The following is a 26,047-nucleotide window of genomic DNA, read 5'->3' as shown; positions in this document are numbered from 1 at the left end:
GACTGCATCAAGGCGGCAAGAGCGCAAGTCCCCAGGAGCTTACTCAAGTAAGTGACTGGGGTGAGCGTTCGCAGCCAACACCGATGCAGTTTCAAGGATGACGGGAAATCTCATTTTAAGGAGTAAACACTATGCTAGCCTTGGAATTGGTTATCGTTCTGCTGGCCATCTTTTTAGGGGCCAGATTGGGCGGTATCGGTATCGGGTTCGCGGGGGGACTGGGCGTATTGGCGCTGGCGCTGATCGGCGTCAAACCGGGCAACATTCCCTTCGACGTCATCTCCATCATCATGGCGGTGATTGCGGCGATCTCCGCCATGCAGGTCGCTGGGGGGATGGACTACCTGGTGCAGCAGACCGAAAAATTGCTGCGCAAAAACCCCAAGCACATCACCATTCTCGCCCCTATTGTCACCTACTTCCTGACCATCTTCGCCGGCACCGGCAATATCTCGCTCTCGGCGCTGCCGGTGATCGCCGAGGTGGCGAAAGAACAGGGCATCAAGCCTTGCCGCCCGCTGTCGACCGCCGTGGTCTCCGCCCAGATCGCCATCACCGCCTCACCGATCTCCGCCGCGGTGGTGTACATGTCTTCGGTGATGGAGGGCCACGGCGTCAGCTACCTGCACCTGCTGATGGTGGTGATCCCGTCCACCTTCTGCGCGGTGCTGTTGATGTCGCTGCTGGTGACCTGGCTGTTCGACTCCAAGCTGTCTAACGATCCGGTGTACCTGAAACGCCTCGAAGAAGGCCTGATCACCCTGCGCGGCAACAACGCGCTGGCGATCAAACCGCGCGCCAAAACCTCGGTGCTGCTGTTCCTACTCGGCGTGCTGTGCGTGGTCGCCTACGCCATCATCAACAGCCCGGGCCTGGGTCTGGTGGCCAAGCCGCTGATGAACACCACCAACGCCATTCTGATCATCATGCTGAGCGTCGCCACGCTGACCACCCTGCTGTGCCGCGTCGACACCGACATGGTGCTGAACTCCAGCACCTTCAAGGCCGGCATGAGCGCCTGTATCTGTATCCTCGGCGTCGCCTGGCTGGGCGATACCTTCGTCCAGGCCAACATCGACTGGATCAAAGAGACGGCCGGCAGCGTCATTCAGGCGCACCCGTGGCTGCTGGCGGTGATCTTCTTCTTCTGCTCGGCGCTGCTGTACTCGCAGGCCGCCACCGCCAAGGCGCTGATGCCAATGGCGCTGGCGCTGAACGTGTCGCCGCTGACCGCCGTCGCCTCCTTCGCCGCCGTTTCCGGCCTGTTCATTCTGCCGACCTACCCGACGTTGGTCGCCGCGGTGCAGATGGACGATACCGGCACCACGCGCATCGGCCGCTTCGTGTTCAACCACCCGTTCTTCATTCCCGGCACCATGGGCGTGATTTTCGCGGTGGTATTCGGCTTCCTGCTCGGCAGCGTCATGCTGTAAGGCGTCGACCGGGGCTGCGGCCCCGGTTTTCTTTCTGGCGATAAACTCGCCTTCTAGCCAATCCGCCTTCAGGGTATAGTGCCCATTCGAACCGATGAGAGGGCTGAAGATGTCTGATTGCGAAGCTGTCGTCATACTCTGTACCGCACCCGATGAAGCCAGCGCCCAGGAACTGGCGGCGCGGGTCTTGGGCGATAAGCTGGCGGCCTGCGCCACACTGCTGCCCGGCGCCACCTCGCTGTATTACTGGGAAGGGAAGCTGGAACAGGAATACGAAGTGCAGATGCTGTTCAAAAGCGATCGCCGCCGTCAGCAAGCCCTGCTCGACACCCTGAAACAACATCACCCATACCAGACGCCTGAGCTGCTGGTCTTGCCGGTGATGGCCGGAGATAAAGACTACCTGTTATGGATCAACGCTTCATTAAACTGATTTTGCTACTGTGCAGCCTGTGCTTCCTGCCGCAGGCGGCGCAGGCTTCGCTGTTCGCGCCGAAGGGCGGCAGCCAGTTCGTGCCCGTCGATCAGGCCTTCGCCTTCGATTTCAAACAGCAAGGCGGCCAGGTGACGCTGAACTGGCAGATCCGCCCCGGCTATTACCTGTATCGTCAGCAGATCAAACTGGTGCCGCAGCAGGCGACGCTCGGCGCCTTTACCCTGCCCGAAGGGTTAAGCCACAAAGACGAGTTCTTCGGCGAAGTGGCGATTTTCAAACAGCAGCTGAATCTGCAGGTGCCGCTCCAACAGGCGGCGGCCAACGCCAGCCTCAGCGTCACCTATCAGGGCTGCGCCGAGGCCGGCTTCTGCTACCCGCCGGAAACCCGAACCATCCCGCTGGACGCGGTCAGCGCCACCGCAGCCGCGCCGCTCTCGGCGGCTGCCTCTGAGCCAGCCGAACAATCCGCAACACCGGCCAGCCTGCCGTTCTCGCCGCTGTGGGCATTGCTGATCGGCATCGGCATCGCCTTCACCCCGTGCGTACTGCCGATGTACCCGCTGATCTCCGGCATCATCCTCGGCCGCGACCGGCCGCAAAGCAGCGGCCGCATTCTGGCGCTGGCGGTGGTTTACGTGCAGGGCATGGCGCTCACCTACACCCTGCTGGGCTTGGTGGTGGCCGCCGCCGGATTGCAGTTCCAGGCGGCGCTGCAGCATCCTTACGTGCTGATTGGCCTGTCGGCGCTGTTCATCGCGCTGGCGCTGTCGATGTTCGGCCTCTATTCCCTGCAGCTGCCCTCGGCGCTGCAAACCCGGCTGGCAAACTGGAGCAACACCCAGCGCGGCGGCTCACTGACCGGCGTATTCCTGATGGGCGCGCTGGCTGGGCTGATCTGTTCCCCCTGCACCACCGCGCCGCTCAGCGCCATCCTGCTGTATATCGCCCAGAGCGGCAATCTGTGGGCCGGCGGCGGCACGCTGTACCTGTACGCGCTGGGGATGGGCATTCCGCTGGTGATCGTCACCCTGTTCGGCAACCGCCTGCTGCCGCGCAGCGGCCCGTGGATGCAGTACGTGAAAGAAGCCTTCGGCTTCGTCATTCTGGCGCTGCCGGTGTTCCTGCTGGAGCGGGTGATCGGCGATCTGTGGGGCCTGCGCCTGTGGAGCCTGCTCGGCCTGGCGTTCTTCGGCTGGGCCTTTGCCCTGAGCCTGAGAAGCGCGCGCGGCTGGGCACGCGCCCTGCAACTGCTGTTGCTGGCGGCGGCGGTGATCGCCGCACGGCCGCTGCAGGACTGGGCTTTCGGCGCCGATCAGGCGCAGCAGGCGGCTCAGCCGCATCTGACTTTTACCCGCATCAACAACGTCGAGCAATTAGATCTGGCGCTGCAACAGGCGCGGGGCAAACCGGTGATGCTGGACCTGTACGCCGACTGGTGCGTAGCCTGTAAAGAGTTCGAAAAATACACCTTCAGCGATGCGGCGGTGCAGGCGAGCCTGGCCAACGCGGTGCTGCTGCAGGCGGATGTGACCGCCAACGGTGCGGAACAGGCGGCGCTGCTGAAGCACCTGCAGGTGCTGGGGTTGCCGACGATCCTGTTCTTCGATCCGGCCGGCCAGGAGCTGACGGCCCAGCGGGTCACCGGTTTTATGAAGGCGGAAGCCTTCAACGCGCATTTGCAGAAAGTGATGCGATATACCCTATAGCTTTCGAGTTGCAGCTAGGCGGCAAGCACAGGAGTCCCCAGGAGTTTACTAAAGTAAGTGACTGGGGTGAGTGTGAGCAGCCAACAACGCTGCGGCTCGAAAGATGACGGGTATAATAAATGACACTGAGGATCTGAACCGAATGGGAGGAAGCACAAGTGCAACGTGAACACGTCCTTGATACCGCGCTGGGCCTGTTGGAACAACAGGGCCTGGCGACCGCCACATTAGAGATGCTGGCGGAAAAACTCGACGTTCAGCCCGGCGATCTCAAACGGTTCTGGCCGGATCGCGAAGCGCTGCTGTACGACTGCCTGCGCTACCACAGCCAACAGATCGACACCTGGCGCCGCCAGCTGCTGCTGGACGAAAACCTGAGCCCGCAGCAAAAACTGCTGGCGCGCTATGACGTGCTGGCGGAATACGTACAGCAAGACCGCTACCCCGGCTGCCTGTTTATCGCCGCCTGCAGCTTCTTCCCGGAAACGGATCACCCGATCCACCAGCTGGCGGAGCAGCAAAAGCTGACCTCGCTGGAGCTGACCCGCGAACTGCTGCGTGAAATGGACGCCGACGACGCCGACATGGTGGCGCAGCAAATGGAATTGATTCAGGAAGGCTGCCTGAGCAAACTGCTGGTAAAACGCCAGCTCCAGGACGTATCGGTCGCCAAACGGCTGGCGGAAGACATCTTGCAGGTGGCACAGTGCCGCCGCAACGGGGCGCTGAGCTGAGCGAGCCGCGCTTACGGCACCGCCAACCCAAGGTGATAGCCACAGCAGGCGCATTTTTTGCGCCCTTTGCCTGAAAAGCCAGCAACCGGAGGCATTTTAACGTCTTTCACGCATAAAGCCGTTGACGGCCATCGGCCAATACGGTTTAATGCTGCGCGTTGCCCGGATAGCTCAGTCGGTAGAGCAGGGGATTGAAAATCCCCGTGTCCTTGGTTCGATTCCGAGTCCGGGCACCATATTTAGAAGAACCCGCCTATGGCGGGTTTTTCGCTTTCTGGGGTACGGACTCTCCATCGAACTGCGTTCGATTATTCGGCCAAAGGCCTCACCCTGCGGGCCAGCGCTAAAGCGCTGTTCAACGCGGCGCCAGCGCCGGTTGTCCGAGTCCGGGCACCATATTCAGAAGAACCCGCCTATGGCGGGTTTTTCGCTTTCTGGAGTACGGACTCTCCATCGAACTGCGTTCGATTATTCGGCCAAGGGCCTCACCCTGCGGGCCAGCGCTAAAGCGCTGTTCAACCCGGCGCCAGCGCCGGTTGTCCGAGCCCGGTCGCCCTATTTAGAGTACCCAGCCTATGGCTGGGTTTTTGCTTTTCAGGGACAGGACTCTCCATCGAACTGCGTTCGATTATTCGGCCAAAGGCCTCACCCTGCGGGCCAGCGCTCATCATCGAGCGACTCCTGGTGATTGCAATTAGCCCCACAACCACCGTCGCATCGTTCTATCAATCATCTCTCCCTGTAGCATCAAACGCCTTTTTTTCATACGTTTCGCATGCATAAAAAATGAAAACACACTCAAGCAAAACAGTAATATCGCCAGAAAAAATAAACTCACTGTACCTTCCTTTGGCAACGCTTATTGGCGCGCTTTATTTATAAAAAACCACCTAGCCAGATACCGGACTGGTATTATTCCCCAAAGTTATCTTTAGAACTGAATCCATGGCCCTCCCCGACCAGGATCACAAAAAAAGCAGAGGGGCACCCCTGCTTTTTAATATGAATACTGAATACTGAATACTGAATACTGAATACTGACAGATTGCGGAATACTTTTCATAGCGGCTGAAGAAAAATGGAACTCTACGTCTCACCCTTCTCATTTCTTTCAGCTTTCGGCACCGTTACTTTCCCCTGTTCATTATCCAACACGTTGATCGTTACCGTTCAGACATACCCCGATACTGCTGTTTCCGGCAAAGTGCCAACATGCGCACAAGTCGGCAGCACCGTGCAGAAGAGAACCAATGAAATTGCATGACTTGAACAGTCGTGTAATATTAAAATAAACAGATAGATAAACAAAAAATATTCACACCACCAATTTAATTACCAGAAAAAATTACAGGAATAAAAATATAGCAAAAATAAAAAACAAAACATCCCTCATCACGGTTAGGAATATTCTCCCTCATGATAAATCAGCCAGTACATAAAGTCATGAGACCGTCTCAGCATCATTTTACTCATCACCGAGCGCTTGTGGCTATGTACCGTTTTTACACTCACCCCCAACACCCGAGCGGTTTGCGATTGATCGAGCCCACGCCTTAAATAGCTCATCACCTGTCGTTCCCGAAGCGTCAGCGCGTGGCGCTCACGCAAACGGGCTGCGCCGGTACCATCCAGCGTTTCGGTCAGCAGCTCAAACAAACGATGCTGACTGTCCGTTCGATACAGCACCTGTGGCGCTTCCCGCAACGGTGTTATCGTTCTTTCCTTGATAGTCACAACCGGCGTCATCGCACGGGTAACGCCAGTTCTCCGCCAACGCTGAGCCCCCCGGCGAGAGGAAACGATCACCATATCCGCTTGTATTTCGGCATCCGGCCTTAAAAAATTCACGGTCTTGTGATGGGTTAGCGCATACTCACCGATGCTTTGCTCCAGCCCCGCCGCGAAATAACGATTCTCATCATCGATAACAATATTTATTGTTTTCATTTCGCCCTCTCAGCACATATAAAACCAATAGAACCTTATTAGGTGCATCATAACCGCCCCTCACAAAGAGAAATGGCGTAATCGTTAACGTGAAAAGTAAAAACGCCAATTCATGCGGGTCATTTAAATAACTTCAACTACCGCCACCGCCGAGCCCGAAAAACTTCCTGACGATAACGGGGCATAGGCAAGCAATAACGATGAAAACGTCACTTCTTTTCCCCCAATGGCCGGAACGTCCAACAATGCTGAGCCAGAGGTTCCATTGATACTTAATAAGGAAACCAGGCTGCCGTCTGAACGCAGCTTCACGTTATAATCTTCTCCGCCCTGGTAGGATAATACCTTCAGCCTCACTCTGGCGGCGCCGGTACAATAAACGCGGGCCGTCGTCTGGGCCCGATGGCCGGTCACCTCATCCGCCGCCAGGGTGCCATGCTGTAAAACAATATTGTTCATCAGATAGCAGGATAGCGGTGGCGGCGGTGGCTTTATGGGCGGTGGCGTGGCCGTGCCGAAGCAAGTGCTGCCGAAGGTTCCCCTTGTGCCGGCGCCACCCGTTAAATCGGAGTTCAAATCAAACATGATGCAAGGCGCGACGCCGCCGTTTTTCTCCACTAGCTCTGGCCAGTTATTGATATATCCTCTGGGGCCTGACGCCAGCCAGGTGGAAACCACCGTGGAGAACTTCTGATCCCCTTTAATTTGAACATAATCATTTGAAATAATATTTGAAAAACCGTAACGCGACCTGATATTACACTTTGGTGACTGTAAAAAAGAGCCGCACTTTAAAATGCCATCGGGGTCCAGCGGCCGCGGCTCTGCCGCCGTCACTAAATATGACAAGGTGCCTGAGTCTGACAACGTCCACTCAATAGTTACCGTTGCATAAGCACCGGCAGAAACAACCCATAAAATGGCGATTAAAAAAAACTTTAACACCCCCCCTCCTGTTCATTTTCATTTTCCCCTCTCACTGCTCAATAAGGAATTCAGATAACTCCCGGTACGTAACCTCACTCTATACACCCTGACGGTAGCTTTATTAGCAGTAACATAACCATACCGTTGCGGATGAATTTCGCCCGCCCATAAACGCTTATGGAACCCAAGAGAGTAATCTCTTTCACCCCACCCTCTGTTATTCCACAGTTAACAGAAGTGTAATCTGAGGTAGAAAAATCAATCAATGTCTCATTCAGCGGATATAACAATCACAGCAACCCCGTTAAAGTCTCCCATTCTTCCTGAATAGTTCTTTAACGTTGAAGTAATATTAACGGATGTCCCCGCTGGCGTTGCGTCAATCAGTAAACCTTTACCGGCCAGGCTGACGCCGTTCACTGAGAGATCGCTGCGAAAGCCATCGGCAGCATTAAACAGTACACTGCCTTGCTCGTCTGCACTCCTCAGCCGCACCCGGAATGGGAAGTTACAACGGACATGAAAAACCGCCGATGCCGTATGGCCATTGACCTTATTTGAAGTCACGGTACCGTGCATCAAGTTAATAATTGGCTCCGGAATGTTGCATACCGTCGGCTCAATAGCAGGAAACATACAGTCAAACCCGCTGCCAGGCATGTAAATAAGGCCGCCACCCCGTGGATTAGTATGGCCCAACGCAGCGCAATACCTTGTTCCCTTCGGCACATTAAAAAGTTTGCCTATAGCCACTCTATTAACGCCAAGTCGGCGTGCCAATTCAGCGTAGGTTTTACTGGTGCTCACCCACTGGCTCTGGTCAGTTGTAAGTGCCAGCCATCCCCCACTCATGATTGCATTCTCTGTGCTCAGATGGATATAAATCTTGCATGATAATGGTGAGCATCCATACATAGGATTGGGGGTGCTCTCGTCAGTCACATCCCAGCGAGTGAGCGTTGCCTTGTATTGATTCCATATATTAGCGTCCACTCTGCCATACTCTTCTATCTTAAAATCAACACTTTTTGACAGAACCAAGCAAGGAGTAAGGAGAAGAAGAAATGCGATTACTGATTTCATCACAGTTATTAACCTTAGAAATAAACTTCAATTATTCGGTATCCGGAATGGAACAAAGAGACCAGAATCTAGTTATATTCCAGCATAAACGTCGCCGTTGCATTGAACCCCCCACGCACCAATTTTTTATTGATAATGGCCTCTGGTTCACCTCGCACATATGCCTGTAAACGGAGAGTGGTGTTGCCGGATGATAAACTTACCGGGCTGCCGACACGGTTCACCGGTAACGCTTCGCCCGCCGCACTCTCCAGCCCGATGGCGATGCCGGCGGCCTGGCTGCCGGCCGCCGGCGCCAGCAGCCCCGGCAAAGCGGCGCTCTCCTTGCCGCTCAGGGTCACGGTAACCGTTTTACCCAGGCTGAGATCGCAGTCCGCCAGGGTAATGGCAAACGGCACGCCCGGCGTTCGCTGATTCAGGTACAGGTATTTATCCACCACGTTGCCGAAATCCAGCGCTATCGTCTCCTGCCCCGGAGGGATTACACAGGGTTCCGCTACCAGCGCGCCGCTAAATCGCAGATTATCCGCCGCGCCGGCCAACGGCGGCAGGCAACACAGCGCCAGCGCTAATCCCATCACGATCCGTTGTTTCATTTTCGCCCCCTCACTGGTAATCGACCTGCAGCGTCGCCGTCGCCACAAACGCCCCTTCTTTCAGAACGGCCCCCGGTTTGGCGACCGGCACAGCCTCCAGGCGCGGCGGGTTGCCGGGATCAATCTTGAAGCTGGTATTAAGCGCAAAGGGCGTATCATTCTGGTAAAGACGAATGCCGAGATCGGTTTTATCGGTTTGTACCGCCGCCCGATCAAAGGCGGTGGCCGCCCCCTTCAAGGACAGCATCATTTCCCACGGCCGTGCCCCCGGCGAATCGCAGTTGATGAGGTAATCCACCTGTTGCCGATAGTTGACGCCATCAACTTTATTGACCCCCACCCGCTGACCAAAATCCACCGCCACCGTGCCGCCGTCATTGATGGTGCAAGGCGGCGGCGCACGCAGCGTGCCGCGAAAATTCATCTTCACGTCTTCCGCCGCCAGGCACGCTGGGCCAAAGGCCAACAGCAGAACGATAGCCGCCTGTTTCATCTTCACTCCCCACTTCATTGGTAATCCGCCCGCAGGGTGGCGGATGCCGTGAACTCACCGGTCGGCAGCTGAACGCCGGCCTGTTTTATCGGCACCGCTTTCAACTCCGGCACATTCGGGTACGTAAAGTTTTGCCAGCTGTTCAATGGGATACGGGAATCACCGCGCAGCAGCGCAATCCCCAAACCGTTCACGCTGGTTTGCAACAGCTGCCCGTTAAACCCTGCGCCATTGCCCGCTATCTGCAGCTTCATGCTGTTTCTCGCCTGCCCCGTGCAGCTCAGGGAGTAATTTATTGGCGTGAGGTAATTGCTGCCGTCGATTCGCGTGGTCAATACTTCACTGCCAAAATCCACCTCGATCGGTTTGCCGCCGTTGATCACACAAGGCAATGGCGCCAACACGGTTACGCTCACGGTCACAGTCGTCGCCGCCGTCACCGGCAGCGTGATGCATCCCATAACCGCTGCCGCAAGCAGCCGCTGTATTCCGTTTCCTGTTTTCACCCCGTCACTCCATATGGGTTGTTGGCGCTGCGCCGGCTTTCACCCGCCGTCAGTCATAACTCAAACTAAAATCCACCACGGCGCGATAGCTGCCGGCGCGCAGCGGTGCCGCAGTGCGTTCCGGCGCTACGCGGTAGCTCAGCACGTCGCTGCCCGGCGTCAGCCACAGTGGCATACCACGGCTACCCAACCGAACGTCCCGGCCCTGGGCATCCAGTAACCTCAGGCCCAGACCGGAGACGCCCTGCGCCTTCACCAGCTGCGGGTTATCGGCGTCAGCCGGGGCGTGGAAGGCCACCCGCACCGCCGGTTGGTCATGCGCCCAGCTTAGCGCGCCAGTACGTTCATCCCGGCTGACCGCCGGACTACGCAGGCAATCACGCAGCCGCAGTTCAAATGCCACCGGCACGCCGCGATCGCCCACCTGCGCCAGCCGCCCGGTCGACACGTCCCCCAGGCGAATATCCTGGCGCGCGCTGTCCATCTCCAACCGGCAGGCGCTTTCGGTCAGCGCCCCTTCGATATACAGCACGCCGTTGGCGCCCTCGACGCCCCAGTTATCCGCCGCCTGGGAGGCAGGCAGCAGCCATAGCATCGCCGCCAGGCTCAACGGCGCCATCAGCGCCAGACCGCTCAAGGCCGCGTAGTAACGCAACTCGCTGTGTACATAGCTCCAATCACGCAGCCCTGTCTTTTTCCCTGCCATGTTTTTCTCCTTTCGCGCGGCGCGCCATTATTGCCGCTACGGCTTGGCTTTCTCCGGCACCACGCTGCAACCGCTGCCGCTGCAGTTGAAGGTCAGCTGTGGCCGGCCACCGTAGTCGTTGATATAGGTCAGTACCGGGCTGCCGCCCAGGCTGGCTGCGCTCACCGTCAGCGGGGCCGTGCCTTTTGGCGGCACCATAAACGGGTCAAAGCCTTTCACCCCTTCCACGCCTTTGCGACTCGCGCCGTCGACGATAGTGATGTAATACGGCGTCGGGTTGTTCACTGCGTATTTATCGCCCTGTTTGGTCAGCGTCAGCTGTTCCTGCCACGGCGCCGCATTGCGCTCTGGGGCGATTGCCGCCGGGCGATAGAACAGTTTGATGCGAGTCTGCAGCGCAATCTGCAGCGAATTCGGCTTGTTGCTCTTCGGCGGGATCTCGCGCAGGTTGAAGTAGTACAGCGTCTCGCGGTCCTGCGGCAGCTGTTTAGCCGCCGGCAGCGCCTGGATCTTCACCTGGCTCGGCTTGCCCGGCTCGATGCGCTGCACCGGCGGCAGCACCGTCAGCGGGCTTTGGATCTTGTTGCCCTGCTCGTCTTCAAGCCAGCCCTGCGCCAGATACGGCAACTGTTTGTTCTGGTTGCTGACGCTCAGGCTCACCGACTGTGCACTACCGTCGAAAATCACCCGGGTGCGATCCAGCGCAATGGCGGCATTGGCCTGCGGCACCCAGCTGCCGATAAGGGCAGTCAATACCGCCGCCGCGTACAGCGCGCCGTTTTTTTTCCCGTTAATTGTATTCATGCTCATTACAAAAACCCTCCTTTCAGGCCGCATAATTTACCGACCAAAATTTGAATATGTTTATCACTTTGAATAAAGCTTTTCATCGCCGTGGTTACAGCACATCGAAAATTAACAGGGCGCTACCGGAGAAATAGCCAGGTTTATTCGTTGTTTCACCGGCATCCAGCCTAAAATAGATCGGAACATCCGCCTGATATCCCGATTTGACGTCGTAACGTTTTTCGTTACTGCCGTTTTCGTCACCGATGGATAAGCGCACTTTAATTTCCGCCCCGCTCTGGGCATTACGCAGCGTCGCCGTCGCGGCACCCGATCGGGCCGCATCGGTAATTAACAAGCGCCCTTTACCGATAACATCTTTGGTGCCGTTACACCCCAGCGAAGCGGTGATGCTGCGGCTGGCGGCTCGCCCCTGCACCAATACACCAAAATCGACGGTATCACTGCTCAGCCCATTAACGTTGCAAAATACCGGTACCGAGGGGGGTGGTGGCGGTGGCGGCAACGTGCCGTCACAAGTGGATCCAACCTGCTCAGATTGCCAACCCGTAGTGAGAGTAATTGTTATGCAAGTGATATAAGTACTGTAATTTATTTTCCCTCCCATAGGTAATATACTCTTTACCGCCTCATTAAATTGCTCGAGGGTATAGTATTGATGAGCACTATCATCTTTATTTATAGGCCAACTAACAAATTTCTCCAATAGCCAACCCTTGTCCCACACTTCAATTTCAAACCGACACTTCCAATATTTATTACACACCACCTTATCACCGGTAAATATATACTCACCCCCCTCTAATCGGAATGAGTTAATATTATAATCCATCACCCCACTTTGACTGCCGCTCTGCCAGTACCAGTCAGAGAAATAACCGTCTACAATGGCAGCCTGGGGTGTCAGGCTATAAAATAAAAGTGGCAATAACAGCCATTTTTTCAGCATAAAAAACCACACTTATTCATGGGTACTTTCACCGTCAAGCTTGCGGCACGGCAACAATAAGTTAGTCATCAGCATCTCTGCCGGCAGCTGCTGCGGCAGGGTTATCCGGCACTGCGCCACGCCGTTCCACTGCACCGTCATGCTCTCCCCGGCGTTGATGCCGCTCAGGTAGACGCTACCGCCGTCGTTGACGATGCCGGTCTCCTGCTTGCGGGCGTTCAGCACCGTGGCGCCAAACGGCGGCTCGCTGCCGTCCGCCAGTTTGATTACCGCCATCGCCTTCTCCCCGGCGATCACCGCAAACTTGCGATAACCAATAGCCCCCTCGGTCAGCGTCGCCTGCACCACCGATTTGGTGGCTTCGGCGTTATCACCCAGCGCGTTCAGATCGATACTGGCCTTGTTGCGGTAGTAGCTGTTGACGTCCGCCACCACCGCCTTGCCCCAGCGGTTGGTCGCCACGGCACTGCCATAGCCGCGCACCGGCACCCCGGCCACCCCTTCGGTATCCAGCAGCAACCGGGTGCCGCCCGGCATGCCGATGCGGTGCAATGCCCCGCCTTCCGCCGTCAACGTCATGCCGCCCTGCGCGGAAAAGCCCATTGCGCGGTAGCGATCCTGCTGATAACTGACGTTGGCGCTCACGCGCGCCGCGTCGCCGTCGCGGTTGTAGTAACCGCTCATATTGACCCCGCTGCGCGCATTGCCGGCGCTGATCTGGTAGTTGCTACGTTCATCAATCCGGTCGTAGTACCCCACCCGGTTGGTGATGTCGTTGCGGCTCAGCGCCGCGTTGTAACTCAGGGTGCCGCCCCCGCCCCAGGGCACGGATACCGAGACGTACATGCCGTCGTCGTTCACGCCGTTGTAGCGGTTGCGATAGGCCGAGAGCGACAGGCTCAGGCTTTTAAACCGACCGATATCGAAATAGCGCGCCATCGTCAGGTTGTAACGATCGTTGGCCGGCCGATCCCAGTAGGTCTGGTGGTTGTAGTTGAGGTACGCGCTCAGCCCCAGATCGCGCAGCTGCTGGTTATAACTGATGGTGTACATCTCTTTGCTGTTGCCGAAACGCCGCCCGTATTCGCGCGCATCCAGGTATTCACTCATGCTCATAAAGTTCTGCTCCGAGAAGCGGTAGCCGGCAAAGGTCACCTGGCTGTCCAGCTCGTCGAAGGTCTTCGAGTAGCTGACGCGGTACGAACCGCCGCTCAGTGTCTCAGCCTCCTGCGGCAATTTGGCGCGCGACTGGGTGACATCGAACGACAGCGCCCCAAGCAGCATCAGATCGCGGCCGATGCCCAGCGCCAGCGCGTTGTAGTCACCGCCCAGCAGCGCACCGCCGTACAGCGACCAGCCGTTGCTCACCCCCCAGGAAAATTCGCCGGTGCCGAACATGGGGCCGCGGTAGCGGTGATCCATATCCGACGGCTTACCTGTCGCCAGCTTATAGCGCACCGAGCCGGGCCTCGTCAGATAAGGAATGCTGGCGGTGTTCATCTTGAACGCCTGCACGCTGCCGTCCTGCTCTTCCACTTTCACATCCAGTTCGCCGGACACCGCGTCGTTGATGTCCTGAATGCGGAACGGGCCTGCCGCGACCTGGGTCTCGTATAACACTCGGCCCTGCTGGCTGATGGTCACCTTGGCGTTGCTCTTCGCGACGCCCACCACTTCCGGCGCATAGCCGCGCAGGTTGGGCGGCAGCATGTTGTCGTCGGAACGCAGGCTTATCCCGCCGAAACGGAAGCTGTCGAACAGCCCGGAGTCCAGATAATCTTCGCCAACGGTCAACTTCGAGCGCAGCGCCGGCAGCGCCCGATAGGCGTAGTATCGGCTCCAGTCCAGATTCTGGGTGGTGCTGGTCTGCCCGCCGCCTGAGATGCGGTTCAATTGCCCTTGCCAATCGGCGCGCAGCCGCCAGGCGCCAAGGTTGGCTCCTGCCGTGCCGTTACCGCCGAGGTTGGCGTTGTTATCGCCGCCCCGCAGGTTTTTTTGCGTCTGGCCGTTAACGTTGTAGTCCAGCAGCAGGCCAGGCACGCCTTCGTCCCAGCGCGACGGCGGATCCCAGTCTTCCGAGGTATATTCCAGGTATGCCTGCGGAATGCTGAGATATAACGATGACGTCGCCAAATCGCCACGCACTTCCATCCCCTTCAGGCTGGCTTCATCCAGGCATTCATTCTGGTGCCACCAGCTCAACTGCTTCGCCAGGCTATCCTTCAACCCCAGCAAGGCCACCAGCGCCGGCGATAAACAGGCGCGGCTACCGTTCGGATCGTCGTCCGGGGCATAAAACGGCACCTGCTGCTCCGGCAGGTCGTTCTTGTTCAGGTGCACCACCATGGTGTAACGGCCCGGCATGATGTAACCGCCGCGGGAAAACTGGCTCAAATCGATATTTTTGCGGTCGTTCACATCCAGCACGTCGGTGTTGAACTGAATTTCTTCCACCGCACTGGCATCGGCCATCAGGCTGCCCAACACCAGGGCCACGCAAGCGCTCAGAATATGCAAACGAAACGGCTTACCCGCAGGAAGAAACATCATATCCATAACCTTTTATCGATTAACTTTCCCTAAAACATCGTTCGCCTCAGTAATAATCCATTTTGAAACGCACCGATGAAAAATAACTTCCCGCCTTCAACACCTGTTTATTGCTTACCAGCGCCATAGAAAAATCCAGCCGATAATTCCCTTGAAAAATATCCCGTGCTGGCAATGGCATGCCAGGGCGTGCGATATTTCCCGTCGAGTCAGTTATTCTTATCGCCAGACCGGAAACATCCCCATTAACGCCAAACATATCCCCTTCACTGCGCCCATCGAACGTCACCTGAAATTGTCGCCAGTCCGGTAAGTTGCTATCCACCCGCTCCAGCACGCAATTAACCAGTTCAATACTGAAAGGCACCTCTTTTCCTTTACCATCTCGCATAATGTCCGCAACCGGCGTCACGCCCATTGCGATAATTTGATCACGACTTTCCGTCGCGATGGCACAGGCAGTATCAATAATGGCCCCTTGCATATTGACGCGCCCCTGCCCTTGCACGGCAGAAATAGCCTGCCCGGCAAAAGAAACCCATAACGACAATAGGCAAAGCGCCTTTATTCCTTTACCCCGAAATGTCATCTTCATCCTTTGATAAATAACGGTTTCCGGTAAATGGCATGCGGGTCGCCCCGCATGCCCGATAATCACACGCAGTTCGTCAGATAACGATTACTGGTAAGCCAGGGTGAAGTCGGCAACGGACTGGAAGTCACCTGGGACGATGGCAGTCTCAGAAGCCTTGGCGCCCTGCAGGTAGGCGGCGAAGCTCAGAGTGTTGTTGCCATTCTGCAAAGCACGTGGGTTGGATGGTTTACCCAGTTCGATATCGTTCCCTGCGCCGTCGGTGATGGCGATGCCCGCACCCTTAGCGGTACCGGTAATACCCAACAGTTTTGCATCCACGGCAGATGAAGAACCCGTGAAGGTCAGCGCCACGGTATTATTTTTGCCTGGCTCTTTTGGATCGGAAATCAGATCGCAGTTTTCCAGTTTGATCTGGAAATTACGCGGAGTGGACTTGCCGCCCAGCTTCAGCGCTACGTTAGAGATTGCACCCAGCTCTACCGTTTGATCCAGAGATTCAGGTGCGATCGAGCAAGGCGCATCGATGATAGAACCGCTGAAGGTCACTTTACCGTGGCCCTGATCGGCTGCGTGTGCCAGAGAAGAAACACCCAAAGCCATTGCGGCAGCCAGCATAATTTTATTCAGTTTCATAGAAATCCCTTACATTCCTTAGTAAGCAGTGGAGTCAATTAAATCCATAAGAGTCACGCAATCAATGCTTCAGATATATTCACAAACATGATTTACGTGGCCAATACGCCGCATTTCTGCGCTCCGTATCAGTGAGAACAAATCTACACGCCACAAACAAAAAATAAAATGTTATGTCGTAAAAATACAAAAACACAGGACTTTTATAAAAAAAATAGGCAAAACATAGGTTTTAACACCATGAAATACCTTTTAATTATCAATATTTATTTTTAAAAACTTGGCAAGTAACAGGCGTTAAACCTCATTTATATTGATATAGAGAAAAATCCGATTTACAGGCAACCTCAAAGATTGAAAAAAACCAACCCAAGCCTCAGAATAATCTCTCGACAGGAAAGTTGCAGGTTAAAAAAATGATTTTTATCATCAATAACAGCGTCCTCTATAATGAGGAAGACGGAACGTTGTCGCATATTGACAATACCAACAATAAAATAGCTTTACTTAAACCGACCAGCCGACTGCTATCGTTATTCATCAGGAATAATAATGAGCTATTGCTCCGTGAACGCCTGATTAATGATGTTTGGGTCGAGCATGGGCTAAAGGCCTCAAATAACAACCTGAATAATTATGTATCCGGCTTACGTAAATCACTGGCGCAGTTCGGCATAGAAGAAATTATCGTCACCTATCCCCGGCAGGGGTTTAAATTTATCGCATTGAGTATTCATAAAGCTGATGGAGATAAAGGAATTGATACCAATAAAGGCAATGATATTGCGGAACCGGTAGCAGTCACGCTACCAAACGACAGCATCATCAATCTTCGCCGTTTATTACAACGGCTGGTGATGATCGCCGCCGCCTGTCTGGTGCCTTTTGCGATCGTTGTCCTGTATCAAAATAGTACACGCATCAACGTCTATCCATTGGGCAGCTATGAGCAGTGTCAGATATACAGTATGCGGTTGGGCAGTGGTAATGTGGATTACATTAAGCAGATGATACGGCGCGCCGGGTTCAGCTGCCAAAAAAGAGCGGATGTCTATTACTACGACAACATTCGCAATGAAGGTACTGAGAACACGGAACAGTGGCTCACGTTTTGCCCGCGATCGGGTAACAGCCCGTGCATCAACAATTATATCGACAATAAACAGTCTTAATACTTTTGCTATTTATCCCCCAGGGTCCGCAGATGAATGGCCCCCGGTATCACCGGGGGCTATCCGCCAGATGCCGTGGCACAGACGAACATCGGCCCGTAGTTGTTCACAAAAAGAAAATGGTGCTTATCTACCTGTTCGATACGTAAATGATACTGCCGCCCTTCCAACGGCAGGCGCAGATTCAACTCGGGGGATTTCAACGTATCCTGCGGCATTCGAGTGTTGCTGACCACATTGAAGGTGTAGTTGCTCCCCAACCGACGATAGTCCAGCTCGAGCGCCCGATCGATGTTATACCTCACCTCGTTATCAAACAAACTGCCGTTGATCCGCACCACCGCGCGCCGCGCGCCATCGGGCAGCACACTGATCAATAAAGCGCGTCGCAGCGCCTTATCACCCTGCTGGTTGCTCATCCACAACACCGCCCGGCATTCCGGCACCTGAGGTTTAAAAAACAGCAGGTAGGCGGAAGCACCGCAGCAAACCAACGCCAGAACGGCCAACAGGCCGTAGCAATAGGCGCGGAAAAAACTACAGCCCCGTGCTTTCATAGAAGTTCTCGCATTGCACTTCGCCCGTCGCCATTTTTTCCGACGGACAATAATAGAAATAAGACGCTCTGACCTGCCCCGTGGTATTTGGCGTTATTGACGGGGTGTCGTAATAGAAGATGGTCGCCGGCTCACTGCATTTGATATGATTTTTTTGATCCAGCATCTGTTGCAGATGCGCTAAATCCACCTGATTAGGGCCGACCTTGTGGTAGGAAGTGATAAATTTCACCTCACACTGGCCAATTTTCCCCACCGTGGTGGTGCTAATTGCCGGATAGCCGGAATCTTGCCAAGCCCAAATGCTCGCAATCATCGCCACGATCAACAACACACTCAATGCGATAACTTTCAAGCGGTTCCACCGCCCGGGCACAGCGGAAGATGATGCCACAGGGGCCGGGGCAGGCTGTTCTTCGCTTGTCGGCAACGCCTCCGCCTGGCTGTCCATCGTATGCAGTTCGGCTGCCGTAAACATAAACCCCTGCCGCGGCAGGGTGACGATGATCTCTTCCTCACCGAGCGAAGAGAACGCTTTGCGCAGAATCGAGATGGTGTTGTTGAGGTTGTTGCCGGAGGCAACCTGGCCGTGCGCCTCCCACACCTGCATCAGCAACGTATCGCGGGAAAGCACCAGGTTATTGTTGCGCACCAGGGCGGAAAGCAGGCGGTTCAGCGTGGCCGTCAGCACAATCGGCGGAATGTCGTCATGCAGCGAGATCAGCTCCGATCTATCTTCATGATATTTAATATTATTATTAATTATATATCTCATAATTCCCTGCGCGATAAACTGGTTAACGCCCATTAGCCCCTATCAAACGTGGCAATATTAGCATAGCGCAAATGATAAGAAAATTCTTAACAAAAAGAATAAAGTTTAATAAAAACAAATAGATATTAAATACCACCATACAATTCACAGAGTGAATTTTGCAGCCTTTTTCTAATTCAATGCACGAATGAAGTGGATTAACAAACTGAGCATAAATAAAAAAACCCGCCATAAGGCGGGCCTGATCAACGTCGGAAAATACTCAGCGCAGGCGGCGAATTTGCCGGTCTTGCCAGCCGGCGAACAGCAGTAAACCGCATAGCGCGCCGAGCAGCGCGCAGAACATGTCGGACTGGGTATCCCACGGATCGCCCTGGGTGCCGAGAAACTCGTCGGCGCCCTGGCCCAGCGCCAGCGCCGCCCACCACTCGATCAGCTCATACACGGCGCTGATGGCTAGCGCGATGCAGCAAACCACAAAGCCCAGCATCTTGCGCCCCTGCACATAGCCGCCGCGCAGCAGGATTTCGCGCGCCACCAGCGCCGGCACCAGTCCCTGGAAGAAGTGCCCCAGTTTGTCGTACGGGTTGCGGCCAAGATCCAGCCACTGCTGCACCTCAAACCCCAGCGGCACGCGAGCATAGCTGTACATGCCGCCGAAAATCAGGATCAGCGCATGGACGAAAATCAGCGTATAGAGCAGCGGCGTCAGCGGGTAACGGCGATGGGTCAGCCACAGCAGCGGCAGAGCGATCAATACCGGCGCCACCTCCATCAGCCAGGTGGTGCGATCGTAGGGGCGGATGCCGCTGTGGATCAGCGCGGCCAGCAGCAGCAGGGTGATAACGGACAACAACAGCGGGGTGCGCGAGGCGGGCATAACCAACGTTCCTTCAGGTTAACGGATCAACGCACTCTTTATACCGCAGATCCTGGGGCGAAAAAAAACAGGCGGAGCGTCGCCGCTTCGCCTGTTCAGTGTGTGCTTACCCTAAGCGGGATTATTTCAGCGCTACGCGGATCACGTCGTCCGGCGCGGTGGCTTCTTTCTCGCGGCTGGAAGCCTGCTTGACGCTGACGTACAGCGTCTGGCCGTCCGGCGACAGCGCCAGGCTGTTCGGGTGGGTCGGCGTCTTGATGGTGTTCAGCACCTTGTAGCTATTGGCGTCGATTACGCTCACTTCGCCCGCCTGGCGATGGGTGACGTAAACTTCATTGCGCGCCGGGTTGAACAGCACCGCCAGCGATTCCGGCACGTCGATCTTGCTCAGGATGTTGCCGTTGCGGGTATCCACCACCAGCACCTGCGGCTGCTTGGAATCGGTGATGAAGGCGCGATGGGTAGCGGTATCCAGGCTGATGTTCAGGAAGAAGTGCTCTTTGGACTCATCCAGCTTCTTGCGCGACAGCACCTTGTTGGATTGGGTGTCGATGGTCACCAGCTCGCCGTCGGCGTTGGTGACGTACAGACGCTTGGCGGCGGCGTCCAGCGCCAGGCCGGTGCCATATTTGCCGGTGTCGGTCACGGTGGCGCGCAGGGTCAGATCCTTGCCGTCCACCACCCACACCACGCTGGATTCACCCAGCCCGGTGATGTACAGGGTATCGCTGTCGGCATCCGCCACCAGCTCGCGCGGCGCCAGCGGCTTGACGGTCTCGGAACGCTTGCGCGCGTCCAGCACCAGGCGGCCTTTCACGTCGCCGGTCTTGGCGTCGATGGCGGTCACCGAGTTATTGACGGTGTTGCCGAAGAACAGCGTACCGGTCTTGGCGTTGACGGCGGCGCCAAACGGCTTGATGTCGTTATGAATAATCTGGGTCACGTCCAGCGTGGTCGGATCCAGGCGGTAGACGATGCCGCCCTTATCCAGCTTGCGGCTCTGCGAGGTCGCCAGGTAAAGCGCGTTCTCGCTCGGGCTGTAGGCCATTTCATAGGCGCCCTTGCCGACCGGTTTGCGCAGCACGTCCGGCGCGGTCTGCGCCTGCAGGGTGTTGGAGAACAGCAGCGTGGACAGCAGCATCAGCGGAAATGCCGCCCGTTTTCCCTTGGTGATCAAAGCATTCATCGAAATCTCCTTATATCCTTCATACTTGCAGCTACATCGGCGTTGGCTGCGCTCGCTCGCCCCAGTCACTTACCGGAGTAAGCTCCTGGGAACTCACGTTCTTGCCGCCTTGATGCAACTGCAATTATTTTGGATATGGCTCAAAAGAGCGGCGTTTTATGTCAAACCAGACGGCCGCCGCATTATCGTTATTAAAATCAGGCTTTCTCTTCGGAAAGCAGCGCCCACCAGCTGTCGATGGTCGGGTTGCGCGCCAGCGCGATAAAGTCGATATCGCCGCGGATCTTGCGCCAGCGGGTCGCCAGCTCCATGATGCGCACCGAATCCAGACCGTAATCAATCAGGTTTTCATCGTTGCCCATGTCTTCGCTGTCTTCGTCCAGCAGCGGCAGGATTTGCTGACGCAGCGCATCGATGCTGGCGATGCCGGCCGCCGGCAGCAGAGACGCGGTGGTCACCACCCGGCCGCAGCGGCCAGCGGTGTAGCGCAGCGCCATCAGGTGTTCGTCACGCGAGAAGTCCGCCAGACCGTCGGCCACCATGAACGGCTGGATGTTGCGCATGAAGGCGTCGATGGCGGTGGTCAGGCAGCCGATGTGCGCATACACGCCGCAGATGATCAGCTGATCGCGGCCGGACTCCTGCAGGATCTCCTGCAGCGGCGAGCGGTGGAAGGCGCTGTAGCGCCATTTCACCAGCACCGTGTCGTCTTCGTCCGGCGCCAGCGCGGCGGTCACCGCCTGCTGCTCAGGGTGCTTGTTCAGGCCCGGCCCCCACATGTCGTTCAACAGCGCGCGGTCTTCATCGCTCTGCTGGTTCGGCTGCGCGGTATAGAACACCGGAATGCCCTGCTGTTTGCAGTAGCGACGCAGGTTGGCGATGTTCTCCACCACCTGTTTAATCAGCGCGCTGTCTTCGCCCCAGAAATTGAGGAAATACTGCTGCATGTCGTGGATCAGCAGCGCGGCGCGCTGCGGTTCTACCTGCCAGGTGACTTTATTTTGCGGCAGTTCGTCCGCCGTCGGCAGCGCGTAATCATTAAGTTTTGGAATGGCCATCAATTAATCTCCCTGAGCCTGAGTCTGTAGTTGCGCGTCGAGCTGCTGGCGCAGCCGTTTTTTGTCTACTTTGCCGACCGGAGTCAGCGGCAGGCTGTCCACCTGAATAAAGCGATCCGGCAGTTTGAAGTCCGCCACGCCCTGTTCGCGCAGGTGGCGACGCAGCACTACCGGCTTCAGCGGCGCGTTGGCGATGATATAGGCGCAGCTCTTCTCCCCCATCAGCGCGTCCGGCATCGACACCAGCGCGGCGTTGATCACGTCCGGATGACGCAGCAGCAGGTTCTCGATCTCCTCGGCGGCGATCTTCTCTCCGCCGCGGTTGATCTGATCTTTCTGCCGCCCCTGCACGGTGATGTAGCCGTCTTCGCTGATGCTGATCAGATCGCCGGAGCAGTAGAAACCGTCGGCGTCGAAGGCGTCGGCGTTGTGCGCCGGGCTCTGGTAGTAACCGCGGAAGGTATAAGGCCCGCGCGTCATCAACCGGCCGACCTGGCCCGCCGGCAACGGATTGCCGTCGTCATCCGCCACCCACACCTCGTCGTCCGGCGACATCGGCCGCCCTTGCGTCGTCAGGATGTGGCGTTCGTCGTCGTCCAGCCGGGTGTAATTCACCAGCCCTTCCGCCATGCCGAACACCTGCTGCAGTTGGCAGCCGATTTCGTTCTGAATGCGCGCCGCCAGCGTTTCGCCCAGCTTGGCGCCGCCCACCTGCAGCAGTTTCAGGCTGGCGAGCTGGGCGTTGCCGCCCCACTCTTCGATCGCCTGCAGCCACAGCGTGACCGCCGGCGGCACCAGCGCCGTCACGTTGATTTGGTGCTGTTCGATCAGGCGGAAGCACTGCCCGGCGTCCGGATCCGCGGCGAATACCACCAACCCGGCGCCATAAAACACGCCCAGCACGCCCGGCGAACTCATCGGGTAGTTGTGCGCCACCGGCAGCGCGCACAGATAGCGGGTCTGCGCGTCGAAACGGCAGATCTCCACGCTGCGGCGAATGCTGTAGTAGTAATCGTTGTGGGTGCGCGGGATCAGCTTCGGCGTGCCGGTGCTGCCACCGGAAAGCTGGAAGAACGCCACCTGATCGGCCGCGGAAGGCTGCGCGACAAAACCGTCGCTCGCTTCGTCCAGCCAGGCGGCCAGCGCCAGCTCGCCCTCGGGCTGGCTGCGCAGCGCCACAACCCGCAGCGAAGGATGCGCATCGCGGAAGGCGTTCAGGAATTGATCGTCGGCAAACAGCGCATGCTGGCGGTCGGCGATCAGCAGCGCCGGTTTGATCTGCTCGGCATAGGCGTTCAGCTCGCTGCGCTGATGGCTGAACAGCGCGTTGACCGGCGCCACGCCAATTTTCAGCAGCGCGAAGAACACGATATAGAACTCCGCCACGTTGCCCAGCTGGACCAACGCGGTGTCGCCGGATTTCACGCCGCGGCGCAGCAAAGCGGCCGCCAGGCGATCGGCGCGCTGCTGCAGCTCGCGGTAGGTCAGGCTGCCCTGGGCGTCGATAATCGCCGGAGCGTCATTGTTGGCCTGGCGGTCGAGGATCTCGGTCAGCGGCTTGTCAATCCAGTAGCCGCGTTCGCGATAGCGGCTGGCGAACTCCACCGGCCAGGGGGTAAAGGCAATGCTCATCTTGTCGTTATCCTTGATTCATACCAAAGGCACGCAGAATGGTGCTGAGTTTGGTACCTGTTTCATGCCATTCAGATTCGGGTGAAGAGTCTTCCACGATGCCGGCGCCGGCGAACAGCCGCACCCGTTTGCCGTCAACGGTGCCGCAGCGGATAGTCACTACCCACTCGCCGTTGCCTTCGTCGTCGCACCAGCCGACGATGCCGCCGAACAGGCCGCGATCGAACGGCTCCAGCTTGCCGATCAGGGCGTGCGCCTCGGCCGTCGGCATGCCGCACAGCGCCGGTGTCGGGTGCAGCAGGCAAGCCAGCGACAGGGCGTTTTCGTCCGGAGACGCCGCCTCGCCGTCGATCGGCGTGGAGAGATGCCACAGCGTGGTGGTGGTCAGCAGTTCAGGGGTGTGCGGCACGTTCAGGTAGCGGCAGCGGCCGGCTAGCACGTCACGCATGCTTTCAGTGACGATGCGGTGCTCGTGGCGATCTTTCGCCGAGGCCATCAGCCGCTCCCCCACTTCGCGATCGCGCTGCGGATCGGCCTCGCGCCGGGCGGAACCGGCCAGCGGGTTGGAATAGAAACGGCCGCCGTCCTGGCGCAGCAGCAGCTCTGGGCTGGCGCCCAACAGCGCGCCCTGCTCCAGCGGCACATGGAAGTGGAAACCGTGCGGGTTCTGGGCGATCACGCGCGCCATCAGCGCATGGCGATCCACCGGCTGGCGCGTTTCGATCTCCAGCAGGCGCGACAAGACCACTTTATCCAGCTCACCGGCCTTCATCGCGGCAACGGCGTCGCTGACCATGTTCATGAACGTCTGCTGCGGCGGCAGCTCCGTCACCCCGGCCAGTTCAGGGCCGTTCGCCGAAGGCCGAACGCCGGCCATAAAGGCGGCGCGGTCGAACCAGCGGCTCTGCTGGGGAACAAACAGCGCCGAAGGCTGCCGGGTATCGAACGGAATGGCGCCGCACAGCAGCGGCTTTTTGATGCCGGCCTGACGGGCCTCGGCAAACGCCTGCCGCACGCGGCGCTGGAACTCGCCGTTCAGATCGGCACCGTCCGCGGCCGGCAGGCGAATGCGGCTGAAACAACCGGTGGTGGTCAAGCTGCGGTAAGGGGAGGTAAAGAAGAAGCCCGACGCCGGAGAAAAATCAGCGGCGAACCGGTGTTCTTCGCGCTCCTGCATTTCCTTTCGATTGATGTCGTTCACGGCAGTAACCATCGCTTCGCCCTCAAGAATTTGAAGTGATAACCAATATAATAATGATTATCATTTGAGTTAATTCCGCGCTAAATTACTCGCCGATATTTGCTATGTCAATAAACGTAAGCACTTCTTTCATTTCGAAATCATGACATAAACGCTGTGGGTTTTACGCATGCCGATGATAAGCATTGCTATTTGATCCCACAGCGTTGTCTTAACGCGTTCGACTACTTTTCTGTGGCGGGCTGCGGCTCCGGTTTGTGCAGCGTAACCTGGCGCAAACCGGTCATGGCGAACAGCAACAGGATGCCGAGCAGCGCCGCGCCAAAGCCGAAACCGCTGGCGCTCATCGCCGGCAGCATAAAGGCGCCCATCGCCCCCAGCAGCAACGCGCCCAGCGCATCGCCCACCACGTTCTGCGCCGTCCACAGGCCGTTGATGCGGCCAAGGAAATTGTCCGGCGTCAGGCCCTGGATCAGGCCGTATTGCAGCAGCGAGTTCAGCGCGCTCAGGTAGCCGAACGCCACCAGACACAGCAACGCCAGGCTGTACCACGGCATCAGGCCGAACAGGCCAATAGAGGCGAAAGCCGCGATCGCCGTCAGCAGCATCACCCAACCGGGGCGCGCCACGTGCGCCACGCGCCCGCTGGTGAACGCACCAATAGTCGCGCCGAGCGGCACGGCGGCGTACATATAGCCGAGGTGGGCTGCGTCGATGCGCCAGCTTTCCGCCATCGCCGGGTACAGCACGCGCACCGCGCTGGCCATGGTCAGCAACGCGCCGATCAGCGCCACCATGCCGATCACCTTGTTCTGGAACAGGAAGGCGAAACCGCCCGCCAGCGCGCGCAGCGGATGTTCACGCGGCTGCGGCGGCGGCATCAGCTGCGGCAGGCTCAGCAGCGGCAGCAACGTCAACAGGGTGCCGAACGCCGCCAGGCCGTAGTTCCAGGCGATGCCCATATGGGCGATCACCAGGCCGCCGATGGCCGGGGAAAGAATCGAGCCGAAGCGCACCGTCAGCATGCTGATGGCGCCCGCCTGCACGATGTTTTCGCGGCCCACCAGCGCCGGCGTGGCCGCCAGCAGCGCCGTCACCCCCACGGCGCCGAAGAAACCGTCCCACACCGCCAGCAGATAAATGGCCGCCAGCGAAGGTGACGGCAACAGGGCGTTGAGGCACAGGCCGACGAACCCGACGCCGCAGGTGGAGCGCGCGAACAGGATCAACCGGCGCCGCTCATAGCGATCGGCCAATACGCCGCCCATCAGCAGCCCGGCGAACATGCCGCCGCCGGCCAGCGTCACCGCCAGCCCGACCTGCAGGGTGGAACCGGTCAGCGCCTGGATCTGCATCGGGATGGCGATCGCCATCAGCCCCAGCGCCACAATGGAGATGAAACGCGCACAGAATACCGCGCGAAAGGCCCGGTGGGTTTTCAGCAGGCTAAAATCAAGCAGGATGGAGGGTTTGCTACTCATCGGT

The 26,047-nt window shown here is 57.5% G+C and carries 25 protein-coding genes and 1 tRNA gene; 6 read left to right on the top strand and 20 right to left on the bottom strand.

Features of this window, described 5'->3' with window-relative positions; all coding sequences use genetic code 11:
- Window positions 1-131: 131 nt before the first annotated feature.
- The 5 genes from ACJ8PE_RS17670 to ACJ8PE_RS17650 all read left to right on the top strand — a co-directional run bounded on the left by ACJ8PE_RS17670 (window position 132) and on the right by ACJ8PE_RS17650 (window position 4,545).
- On the top strand, window positions 132-1,433 hold the full coding sequence (locus ACJ8PE_RS17670) for an anaerobic C4-dicarboxylate transporter (RefSeq protein ID WP_197793284.1): 1,302 nt from the start codon (window positions 132-134) through the stop codon (window positions 1,431-1,433).
- A 109-nt stretch (window positions 1,434-1,542) separates the two neighbouring features.
- Window positions 1,543-1,866: a divalent cation tolerance protein CutA gene (gene cutA / locus ACJ8PE_RS17665; RefSeq protein WP_004929657.1), complete on the top strand. Its 324-nt coding sequence runs from the start codon at window positions 1,543-1,545 to the stop codon at window positions 1,864-1,866.
- Window positions 1,842-3,575 carry a protein-disulfide reductase DsbD gene (locus ACJ8PE_RS17660; RefSeq protein ID WP_197793283.1) on the top strand — a complete coding sequence of 578 codons (1,734 nt, stop codon included), beginning with the start codon at window positions 1,842-1,844 and terminating at the stop codon, window positions 3,573-3,575. The genes cutA and ACJ8PE_RS17660 overlap by 25 nt, the downstream gene beginning before the upstream one ends.
- 158 nt (window positions 3,576-3,733) lie before the next feature.
- Window positions 3,734-4,309, top strand: coding sequence for a division control transcriptional repressor DicD (gene dicD, locus ACJ8PE_RS17655; RefSeq protein WP_197760336.1), 576 nt, complete (start codon window positions 3,734-3,736; stop codon window positions 4,307-4,309).
- A 160-nt stretch (window positions 4,310-4,469) separates the two neighbouring features.
- Window positions 4,470-4,545, top strand: a tRNA-Phe gene (locus tag ACJ8PE_RS17650).
- Window positions 4,546-5,707: 1,162 nt separating this feature from the next.
- On the opposite strand, the gene ACJ8PE_RS17645 is transcribed toward ACJ8PE_RS17650, so the two are convergent.
- The 12 genes from ACJ8PE_RS17645 to ACJ8PE_RS17590 form a co-directional block, all read right to left on the bottom strand.
- Window positions 5,708-6,256 carry a helix-turn-helix transcriptional regulator gene (locus tag ACJ8PE_RS17645; RefSeq protein ID WP_197760337.1) on the bottom strand — a complete coding sequence of 183 codons (549 nt, stop codon included), beginning with the start codon at window positions 6,254-6,256 and terminating at the stop codon, window positions 5,708-5,710.
- Window positions 6,257-6,379: 123 nt separating this feature from the next.
- Window positions 6,380-7,201, bottom strand: coding sequence for an MrpH family fimbial adhesin (locus ACJ8PE_RS17640; RefSeq protein WP_197760338.1), 822 nt, complete (start codon window positions 7,199-7,201; stop codon window positions 6,380-6,382).
- Between the two features lie 252 nt (window positions 7,202-7,453).
- Window positions 7,454-8,266: an MrpH family fimbial adhesin gene (locus tag ACJ8PE_RS17635; RefSeq protein ID WP_197760339.1), complete on the bottom strand. Its 813-nt coding sequence runs from the start codon at window positions 8,264-8,266 to the stop codon at window positions 7,454-7,456.
- Between the two features lie 68 nt (window positions 8,267-8,334).
- Window positions 8,335-8,862 (bottom strand): fimbrial protein, encoded by a 528-nt coding sequence (locus tag ACJ8PE_RS17630; RefSeq protein ID WP_197760340.1) that lies wholly within the window; start codon window positions 8,860-8,862, stop codon window positions 8,335-8,337.
- 10 nt (window positions 8,863-8,872) lie between these two features.
- On the bottom strand, window positions 8,873-9,355 hold the full coding sequence (locus ACJ8PE_RS17625; protein ID WP_197760341.1) for a fimbrial protein: 483 nt from the start codon (window positions 9,353-9,355) through the stop codon (window positions 8,873-8,875).
- A gap of 14 nt (window positions 9,356-9,369) precedes the next feature.
- Complete coding sequence (locus ACJ8PE_RS17620; RefSeq protein ID WP_273873543.1) at window positions 9,370-9,861, bottom strand: fimbrial protein; 492 nt, start codon at window positions 9,859-9,861, stop codon at window positions 9,370-9,372.
- Window positions 9,862-9,910: 49 nt separating this feature from the next.
- Window positions 9,911-10,567 (bottom strand): fimbrial protein, encoded by a 657-nt coding sequence (locus tag ACJ8PE_RS17615; RefSeq protein WP_197760342.1) that lies wholly within the window; start codon window positions 10,565-10,567, stop codon window positions 9,911-9,913.
- A gap of 36 nt (window positions 10,568-10,603) precedes the next feature.
- Window positions 10,604-11,377 (bottom strand): fimbria/pilus periplasmic chaperone, encoded by a 774-nt coding sequence (locus tag ACJ8PE_RS17610; protein ID WP_373275642.1) that lies wholly within the window; start codon window positions 11,375-11,377, stop codon window positions 10,604-10,606.
- Window positions 11,378-11,465: 88 nt separating this feature from the next.
- Window positions 11,466-12,323, bottom strand: a complete 858-nt coding sequence (locus ACJ8PE_RS17605) for a hypothetical protein (protein WP_197760343.1) — start codon at window positions 12,321-12,323, stop codon at window positions 11,466-11,468.
- A gap of 12 nt (window positions 12,324-12,335) precedes the next feature.
- Window positions 12,336-14,873 carry an outer membrane usher protein gene (locus ACJ8PE_RS17600; protein WP_197760344.1) on the bottom strand — a complete coding sequence of 846 codons (2,538 nt, stop codon included), beginning with the start codon at window positions 14,871-14,873 and terminating at the stop codon, window positions 12,336-12,338.
- 46 nt (window positions 14,874-14,919) lie between these two features.
- Complete coding sequence (locus ACJ8PE_RS17595; protein ID WP_197760345.1) at window positions 14,920-15,462, bottom strand: fimbrial protein; 543 nt, start codon at window positions 15,460-15,462, stop codon at window positions 14,920-14,922.
- Window positions 15,463-15,552: 90 nt separating this feature from the next.
- A complete protein-coding gene (locus ACJ8PE_RS17590) occupies window positions 15,553-16,101 on the bottom strand; it encodes a fimbrial protein (RefSeq protein ID WP_197760346.1) in 549 nt (182 codons plus the stop codon).
- A 416-nt stretch (window positions 16,102-16,517) separates the two neighbouring features.
- On the opposite strand from ACJ8PE_RS17590, the gene ACJ8PE_RS17585 reads away from it, so the two are divergent.
- The gene (locus ACJ8PE_RS17585; RefSeq protein WP_197760347.1) at window positions 16,518-17,273 is read left to right on the top strand and encodes a winged helix-turn-helix domain-containing protein; all 756 of its coding nucleotides are present in this window, start codon (window positions 16,518-16,520) and stop codon (window positions 17,271-17,273) included.
- A gap of 59 nt (window positions 17,274-17,332) precedes the next feature.
- On the opposite strand, the gene ACJ8PE_RS17580 is transcribed toward ACJ8PE_RS17585, so the two are convergent.
- From ACJ8PE_RS17580 to entS, 8 genes are all read right to left on the bottom strand, one after another.
- Window positions 17,333-17,830, bottom strand: a complete 498-nt coding sequence (locus ACJ8PE_RS17580) for a hypothetical protein (protein ID WP_197760348.1) — start codon at window positions 17,828-17,830, stop codon at window positions 17,333-17,335.
- Window positions 17,811-18,638, bottom strand: a complete 828-nt coding sequence (locus tag ACJ8PE_RS17575; RefSeq protein ID WP_232094953.1) for a winged helix-turn-helix domain-containing protein — start codon at window positions 18,636-18,638, stop codon at window positions 17,811-17,813. The genes ACJ8PE_RS17580 and ACJ8PE_RS17575 overlap by 20 nt, the downstream gene beginning before the upstream one ends.
- A 229-nt stretch (window positions 18,639-18,867) precedes the next feature.
- Window positions 18,868-19,485: a DUF2238 domain-containing protein gene (locus ACJ8PE_RS17570; RefSeq protein WP_197760349.1), complete on the bottom strand. Its 618-nt coding sequence runs from the start codon at window positions 19,483-19,485 to the stop codon at window positions 18,868-18,870.
- A gap of 121 nt (window positions 19,486-19,606) precedes the next feature.
- Window positions 19,607-20,626: a 7-bladed beta-propeller protein YncE gene (gene yncE, locus ACJ8PE_RS17565; protein ID WP_373275656.1), complete on the bottom strand. Its 1,020-nt coding sequence runs from the start codon at window positions 20,624-20,626 to the stop codon at window positions 19,607-19,609.
- A 242-nt stretch (window positions 20,627-20,868) separates the two neighbouring features.
- Window positions 20,869-21,729, bottom strand: a complete 861-nt coding sequence (locus ACJ8PE_RS17560) for an isochorismatase (protein WP_004930014.1) — start codon at window positions 21,727-21,729, stop codon at window positions 20,869-20,871.
- A 3-nt stretch (window positions 21,730-21,732) separates the two neighbouring features.
- On the bottom strand, window positions 21,733-23,361 hold the full coding sequence (locus ACJ8PE_RS17555; RefSeq protein WP_197760351.1) for a (2,3-dihydroxybenzoyl)adenylate synthase: 1,629 nt from the start codon (window positions 23,359-23,361) through the stop codon (window positions 21,733-21,735).
- Window positions 23,362-23,368: 7 nt separating this feature from the next.
- On the bottom strand, window positions 23,369-24,574 hold the full coding sequence (locus tag ACJ8PE_RS17550; protein WP_197760352.1) for an isochorismate synthase: 1,206 nt from the start codon (window positions 24,572-24,574) through the stop codon (window positions 23,369-23,371).
- 212 nt (window positions 24,575-24,786) lie between these two features.
- The gene (gene entS, locus ACJ8PE_RS17545) at window positions 24,787-26,043 is read right to left on the bottom strand and encodes an enterobactin transporter EntS (protein WP_442536826.1); all 1,257 of its coding nucleotides are present in this window, start codon (window positions 26,041-26,043) and stop codon (window positions 24,787-24,789) included.
- Between the last annotated feature and the right edge of the window lie 4 nt (window positions 26,044-26,047).

The sequence above is a fragment of the Serratia sp. CY74737 genome (assembly GCF_052166775.1).
Taxonomy (GTDB): Bacteria; Pseudomonadota; Gammaproteobacteria; order Enterobacterales; family Enterobacteriaceae; genus Serratia; species Serratia ureilytica.
The sequence above is the reverse complement of the archived record's forward strand: the minus strand, read 5'-3'. Positions and strand labels throughout refer to the sequence as shown.

Excerpts from the sequence above, each read along its gene's own strand:
- ACJ8PE_RS17670 (WP_197793284.1), top strand. The coding sequence starts at position 132 with ATGCTAGCCTTGGAATTGGTTATCGTTCTGCTGGCCATCTTTTTAGGG.
- cutA (WP_004929657.1), top strand. The coding sequence starts at position 1,543 with ATGTCTGATTGCGAAGCTGTCGTCATACTCTGTACCGCACCCGATGAA.
- ACJ8PE_RS17660 (WP_197793283.1), top strand. The coding sequence starts at position 1,842 with ATGGATCAACGCTTCATTAAACTGATTTTGCTACTGTGCAGCCTGTGC.
- ACJ8PE_RS17645 (WP_197760337.1), bottom strand. The coding sequence starts at position 6,256 with ATGAAAACAATAAATATTGTTATCGATGATGAGAATCGTTATTTCGCG.
- ACJ8PE_RS17635 (WP_197760339.1), bottom strand. The coding sequence starts at position 8,266 with ATGAAATCAGTAATCGCATTTCTTCTTCTCCTTACTCCTTGCTTGGTT.
- ACJ8PE_RS17630 (WP_197760340.1), bottom strand. The coding sequence starts at position 8,862 with ATGAAACAACGGATCGTGATGGGATTAGCGCTGGCGCTGTGTTGCCTG.
- ACJ8PE_RS17625 (WP_197760341.1), bottom strand. The coding sequence starts at position 9,355 with ATGAAACAGGCGGCTATCGTTCTGCTGTTGGCCTTTGGCCCAGCGTGC.
- ACJ8PE_RS17615 (WP_197760342.1), bottom strand. The coding sequence starts at position 10,567 with ATGGCAGGGAAAAAGACAGGGCTGCGTGATTGGAGCTATGTACACAGC.
- ACJ8PE_RS17610 (WP_373275642.1), bottom strand. The coding sequence starts at position 11,377 with ATGAGCATGAATACAATTAACGGGAAAAAAAACGGCGCGCTGTACGCG.
- ACJ8PE_RS17605 (WP_197760343.1), bottom strand. The coding sequence starts at position 12,323 with ATGCTGAAAAAATGGCTGTTATTGCCACTTTTATTTTATAGCCTGACA.
- ACJ8PE_RS17600 (WP_197760344.1), bottom strand. The coding sequence starts at position 14,873 with ATGATGTTTCTTCCTGCGGGTAAGCCGTTTCGTTTGCATATTCTGAGC.
- ACJ8PE_RS17595 (WP_197760345.1), bottom strand. The coding sequence starts at position 15,462 with ATGACATTTCGGGGTAAAGGAATAAAGGCGCTTTGCCTATTGTCGTTA.
- ACJ8PE_RS17590 (WP_197760346.1), bottom strand. The coding sequence starts at position 16,101 with ATGAAACTGAATAAAATTATGCTGGCTGCCGCAATGGCTTTGGGTGTT.
- ACJ8PE_RS17585 (WP_197760347.1), top strand. The coding sequence starts at position 16,518 with ATGATTTTTATCATCAATAACAGCGTCCTCTATAATGAGGAAGACGGA.
- ACJ8PE_RS17580 (WP_197760348.1), bottom strand. The coding sequence starts at position 17,830 with ATGAAAGCACGGGGCTGTAGTTTTTTCCGCGCCTATTGCTACGGCCTG.
- ACJ8PE_RS17575 (WP_232094953.1), bottom strand. The coding sequence starts at position 18,638 with ATGGGCGTTAACCAGTTTATCGCGCAGGGAATTATGAGATATATAATT.
- ACJ8PE_RS17570 (WP_197760349.1), bottom strand. The coding sequence starts at position 19,485 with ATGCCCGCCTCGCGCACCCCGCTGTTGTTGTCCGTTATCACCCTGCTG.
- yncE (WP_373275656.1), bottom strand. The coding sequence starts at position 20,626 with ATGCTGCTGTCCACGCTGCTGTTCTCCAACACCCTGCAGGCGCAGACC.
- ACJ8PE_RS17560 (WP_004930014.1), bottom strand. The coding sequence starts at position 21,729 with ATGGCCATTCCAAAACTTAATGATTACGCGCTGCCGACGGCGGACGAA.
- ACJ8PE_RS17555 (WP_197760351.1), bottom strand. The coding sequence starts at position 23,361 with ATGAGCATTGCCTTTACCCCCTGGCCGGTGGAGTTCGCCAGCCGCTAT.
- ACJ8PE_RS17550 (WP_197760352.1), bottom strand. The coding sequence starts at position 24,574 with ATGGTTACTGCCGTGAACGACATCAATCGAAAGGAAATGCAGGAGCGC.
- entS (WP_442536826.1), bottom strand. The coding sequence starts at position 26,043 with ATGAGTAGCAAACCCTCCATCCTGCTTGATTTTAGCCTGCTGAAAACC.